Source organism: Microcystis sp. 49638_E5 (assembly GCF_021300285.1).
GTDB classification, from domain to species: Bacteria; Cyanobacteriota; Cyanobacteriia; order Cyanobacteriales; family Microcystaceae; genus Microcystis; species Microcystis aeruginosa_C.
Genome location: NZ_JAJTDH010000157.1, coordinates 1 through 4,669 on the forward strand (window position 1 = coordinate 1; position 4,669 = coordinate 4,669).

The 4,669-nt window shown below is 38.9% G+C and carries 5 protein-coding genes and 2 pseudogenes; 5 read left to right on the forward strand and 2 right to left on the reverse strand.

Going from position 1 to position 4,669, the window contains the following annotated elements:
- Nucleotides 1–112 (reverse strand): annotated as a pseudogene (locus LW728_RS22775) (amino acid ABC transporter substrate-binding protein); the annotation flags it as partial.
- Between the two features lie 5 nt (nt 113–117).
- On the reverse strand, nt 118–588 hold the full coding sequence (locus LW728_RS22780; protein WP_150975694.1) for a dTDP-4-dehydrorhamnose 3,5-epimerase family protein: 471 nt from the start codon (nt 586–588) through the stop codon (nt 118–120).
- Between the two features lie 32 nt (nt 589–620).
- On the opposite strand from LW728_RS22780, the gene LW728_RS22785 reads away from it, so the two are divergent.
- The 5 genes and pseudogenes from LW728_RS22785 to LW728_RS22805 form a co-directional block, all read left to right on the forward strand.
- The gene (locus LW728_RS22785) at nt 621–1,433 is read left to right on the forward strand and encodes an aldolase/citrate lyase family protein (protein WP_162561053.1); all 813 of its coding nucleotides are present in this window, start codon (nt 621–623) and stop codon (nt 1,431–1,433) included.
- Between the two features lie 4 nt (nt 1,434–1,437).
- Nucleotides 1,438–2,574, forward strand: a complete 1,137-nt coding sequence (locus tag LW728_RS22790; protein ID WP_150975692.1) for a glycosyltransferase family 2 protein — start codon at nt 1,438–1,440, stop codon at nt 2,572–2,574.
- Nucleotides 2,575–2,616: 42 nt separating this feature from the next.
- Nucleotides 2,617–3,246 (forward strand): DUF6817 domain-containing protein, encoded by a 630-nt coding sequence (locus LW728_RS22795; protein WP_150975691.1) that lies wholly within the window; start codon nt 2,617–2,619, stop codon nt 3,244–3,246.
- A gap of 15 nt (nt 3,247–3,261) precedes the next feature.
- Nucleotides 3,262–4,200 (forward strand): glycosyltransferase family 2 protein, encoded by a 939-nt coding sequence (locus LW728_RS22800; RefSeq protein ID WP_150975690.1) that lies wholly within the window; start codon nt 3,262–3,264, stop codon nt 4,198–4,200.
- A gap of 169 nt (nt 4,201–4,369) precedes the next feature.
- Nucleotides 4,370–4,648 (forward strand): annotated as a pseudogene (locus LW728_RS22805) (lipid kinase); the annotation flags it as partial.
- Nucleotides 4,649–4,669: the final 21 nt, after the last annotated feature.

A 4,669-nucleotide genomic window follows, 5' to 3' on the forward strand; every position in this document is an offset into this window, starting at 1 on the left:
TCCCAAATTCTTCCCCTTGAATTAAACTAAAAACGATCGAGCGGACGGCATTCGACCAAGGGGGATCACCATCGGCCACGGCTGGGGCCAAGGGTTCCTTAGATATTACCACTTAGTTTACCACTGATAGGGAATAATATTAGTATCATAAGGTAAGCGATCTTCATCTGGTGCGTCTGCCTGAAAAGCGACCGAGTTTAGATGCAGTGCAAAAGCTTCCCGCTCGCCAATTGTCTGAAAACCATGCCAAATACCGGGAGGAATTTGTACAAGTTTAGGAGCCAATTCGCCTAAAAATATCGTGTTAATTTTGCCTCTGGTGGGTGAGGTTTCCCGGTCATCGTAAAGGACAAGTTTCAACAGTCCTACCATGACGGCAATTTGATCAATTTGCGTTGTGTGTCTGTACCAAGCTTTAACAATACCGGGCAAAGTTGAAGTAATATAGACTTGTCCAAAGCCGGGGAAAATCTTATCATCAGCCCGTTGAATTTCCATGAGTCGTCCTTTTTCATTTGGCAATAACTTGAGAGGGCAAACTTCTACACCTTCTATCCATTGCTCATTAGATTGTGTTAACTTTGTCATAGCTAAAGACTTAAGAATCATTGATCACTATAATGAACCCCATAACGAGCCACTATACTACAGATATTGACCATTTGCGTTTATTTCTATTTACCACAGATGCTTTATTGGCTAAACAAGCCGAGCAAGTAGGGATTGATAGTATCATTGTAGACTGGGAACGGATTGGTAAACGAGAGCGACAGATTAGCTATTCAACCCAAATCAACGCCGATACACCAGAAGATGTGGTTGCTCTAGCTGAAGTTATCTCCATCCCAATTACAGTAAGAATTAATCCCTTAGATAACAATACTTCTGACGAGATAGAAACTGCCCTAGATTCTGGAGCTAAGATTATTATGCTACCGATGGCAAAAGTTCCCAGTGAGGTAGATAAATTTATTTCTCTAGTCAATGGAAGAGCTAAAACCCTAGTCCAAATTGAGACTCACACATTAGTAGAACATTGCCATGAGCTTAGAGATCTAGGTTGGGACTATAGTTATATTGGACTGAATGATTTAATGATTTCACGCCAAAAAAACTCTATTTGGGATTTACTGGCAGATGGTACAGTTGAACAAATTTTTCAAATTTTAAACAATCGTATCGTTGGATTCGGTGGAGTAACGAGAATTAGTGGCGGCAACCCTATACCCTTCCTCGAACTTCTGCATGAGATGGCGCGGCTCAATTGCGGTTTAAGTGTTTTGAGGCGTACTTTTAAAAACGAAATGAGTGGCCGGAATCTTCAGGCGGAGATCCAAGCGATTCGAGCTGCTTGGGTAGCGGCGCGTCTTCGCAGTCGGGAAGCAGTTTTAGCAGATCAGCTCACATTTTTAAAGCGACTGGGAGCAAATTAGAATTATGATATGGCTTATAGATCAAAACGCTAAGGCTATAGACGTAGCTGTTATTATCCCTTTATTCAACGGCTCTCAATGGATTCGACAAACACTCGAGTCAGTATTTTCCCAGTCTCAACCACCGAGAGAAATAGTAGTGGTTGACGATGGTTCTGAGGACGAATCCCTAGAGATTGTCAAGTCTTTTTCAGGTATCACTTTATTACGAAATCCTGACAAGGGTTCTCATTGCGCCCGCAATTTTGGATTCAAACATACCACTGCGCCTCTAGTAGCATTTCTCGATCAGGATGACATCTGGCATCGAGATCACCTGCGCCTTATGAGTACGATCCTAGAACAATTTCCCCAATCTGCTGCTTGTGTAGCCAATTGCGCCCATTTTTATGAAGATAGCCTAAATTTTCCCTCTCCAGTCCTTAATTCTCAGTTTTTTGCTCCTTGGGACTTTTTCCCTACCAATTCTGTCGCCACTCCCTCATCTGTTGTGATTCGACGCGAAGCACTCGATTCCATCAATGGCTGGCCAACACAGTTTACGGGAACTGCTGTAGATTACTATACTTGGTTAAGGTTAAGTGTTAATCAATCTCTGATAAGAAACCATTGTATTACGGTTGGATATCGTCGCCATAATAATTCTCAGGGGACGAAGTTAAGACTACAAAACCTTGAAAAATTAATAGATAATCACATAAACACTTTAGCAGATGCTCTTCGTTATCGGTTTTCTGTCTATCCCCAAGATGCTGTATTACTGGAAAATAGATTGAAATCATTAACTAATATGTTGGATATTATCACAGCCACTATCACTGCTGATCAATCACTGCTGGTGAAAGGTGCTATTTCCTTTGAAGAAAGTCTAGCTAATGAGTCAACTGCTTTTATTAGCTCAATGTGTAACTTGCTGTTATGGTTTTTATATCCTTACTTAGATCCTCAAGAATTTACTTTGAAAATCATCCTCGAACATTGGCCAAATAAGGCAGCCAAAACCCGCCAAGGATTGAGAGAGCGAATTGCTTTAAGCAGAATCCTTCCGAGACATCTATTAGCACATCCATTTGACCTAAGTTTATGGGCTTTATTAGTAGAGTTTGCACCTTTGATAAGCAATAAGCTTATGCCCCGATAAATTCCTATGACAAATTATATAATCATTAATTCAATCAACAATATGGCTACTAATACCCTCATTAAAAATCAATTGAAAAACTTACAACACTTCGCCCCAAATATTGTGGGTGAATTTATATATTTATGGAGAGATAGACAATATGATCCCCCTAAAGAGCAAAGAGAAATTTTGAAGAAATTAGCAACCGATTCCACTGAACATCTGAATAAACGCTCTTTATATAGTCATTTATTAGGAACTTATAGAATCTTGAAAAAATGGAACTCATCTGAAGATATTTGTCTAGCTGGTCTTTATCACAGCATCTATGGAACTTATAGCTATAGAAAAAGTTTGGTTAATCTAGAACAAAGAGGTATAATTAAGGCTGCTATTGGTTCTGATGCTGAAAAATTAGTTTACTATTATTGTCTTGAAGATAGAAAACATTTCCTCTCTAATTTTGAGCAAGTTAATGAATTTAAACTGATAAATTATCGTGATAACAAGGAAATAATTTTAACTCAAACAGAGCTTAGTGCTTTAATAACTATTCGTTTAGCAGATCACTTAGAACAATTACCTTATACCCGTGATTATCGTCATCAAGAATTTTATCTTAAAGCTAAACCTTTCCTGACTCAAAAAGCTTATGCTGATTTTCTGATGGCTCATAGGAGAAAAATTTAATTATAGTTAATAAAGATGAAATTTAGTATTGTTATTACAACCTGCAATCGTTTATCGTTGCTTAAAAGAGCAATCGCTTCGGCCCTAAATCAATCTATTCCCTGTGAAGTCATTGTGGTTGATGATTGTTCCTCTGATGGTACAGCAGAATATATTCAAAGCCTGGGGGAAGATATTATCTTCTATCGTAATCTCAAGAATATGAGGCAATCCTTTTCGGTAAATGTAGGGGTTAAAGCTGCTCAAGGAGATTGGATTAAACTACTCGATGATGATGACTATCTTGCCCCTAATTGTATAGAGGAAATAATGAAAAATATTGCTCAGTATCCCGAAGCTGTCATTTGTTCCTGTCAGGCGACACAGGTGGATATTAAAGGAGTAGAAATCTGTCAAACTCCAAAAATAGGACTTGAACAGGCTTTCTATATCGCTCAAGCAGATATACACTATGGTATGCTCCTAGAAGAAGTTCCCTTCGGAACAACTAGCCAAGTTGCTTTTCTCAGAGATGCTTTTCTTAACTCAGGGGGTTGGGATTCAAGTTTAGATGACTGTTATAATGACATTGATTGCTGGCTTCGCATTGCTCAGTTTGGGGATGCTGTGTTTGTTAACTCCTGTTTGGTGTATCGAGTAGTTTGGTCTGGTAGTTATAATCAAAAGTCTTCATTGTTAAAGCGACTCAACACTAACATTTTGATCAAAGAGAAAATATATAACTTAGTTAATCCAAAATATCAGTCTGTTCTGCCACCACTCTCATATATATGTAATTATGTTAAACTACATTGGTTATTAGTGGCCTTAAAACAAAAACATTTTGTTTTCGCCATCAGAATCTCTTTTCCTGCCGTATTATCTATGAGGTCTTGGAATATTTTAGTTAAGGCAATGAGATCCCGTAATAATCGCCCTTCCAGAAAAAGCGTAATTTTAAAAACTACAAAGTGAAGTGACGCAATCCTTCCCAGTATCCTTGCTCAAGCTTTCAAAGGAGAATTATTATCTCGTTCCCAGGTTCTACCTGGGAACGCTCTCTTCCGGTTCTACCTGAATACTACTTTAAGGCAGAGCCTTCGATATTGTGTTCCAAGGCTCTGCCTTGCAACAAGGAACCTTCGCTCATGATGCCCAAATCGACGATCAAAGGTTAGATTTATATAGCCTAGAAATTGAACACTGGTGGCAAATTTTCCAGCTTTTATGGACATTACCGCGAGGACAACAGGGTTTATTATCTTGGGTGAGAACTCTTAAGGGGAAAGAAATTCAAATTCAGACTCGTAAACCCCATAGTATCAACACCGATGGCGAAATTACTAGCACTACTCCCGCCATGTTTCGAGTTATTCCGGCCGCCTTAGGAGTCTATATTCCCCGTCAGGAAACACAATTTTAAAATTAACGAAAAGGAGGAGAA

Coding starts and splice junctions, on each gene's coding strand:
- LW728_RS22780 (WP_150975694.1), bottom strand. CDS start 588: ATGACAAAGTTAACACAATCTAATGAGCAATGGATAGAAGGTGTAGAA.
- LW728_RS22785 (WP_162561053.1), top strand. CDS start 621: ATGAACCCCATAACGAGCCACTATACTACAGATATTGACCATTTGCGT.
- LW728_RS22790 (WP_150975692.1), top strand. CDS start 1,438: ATGATATGGCTTATAGATCAAAACGCTAAGGCTATAGACGTAGCTGTT.
- LW728_RS22795 (WP_150975691.1), top strand. CDS start 2,617: ATGGCTACTAATACCCTCATTAAAAATCAATTGAAAAACTTACAACAC.
- LW728_RS22800 (WP_150975690.1), top strand. CDS start 3,262: ATGAAATTTAGTATTGTTATTACAACCTGCAATCGTTTATCGTTGCTT.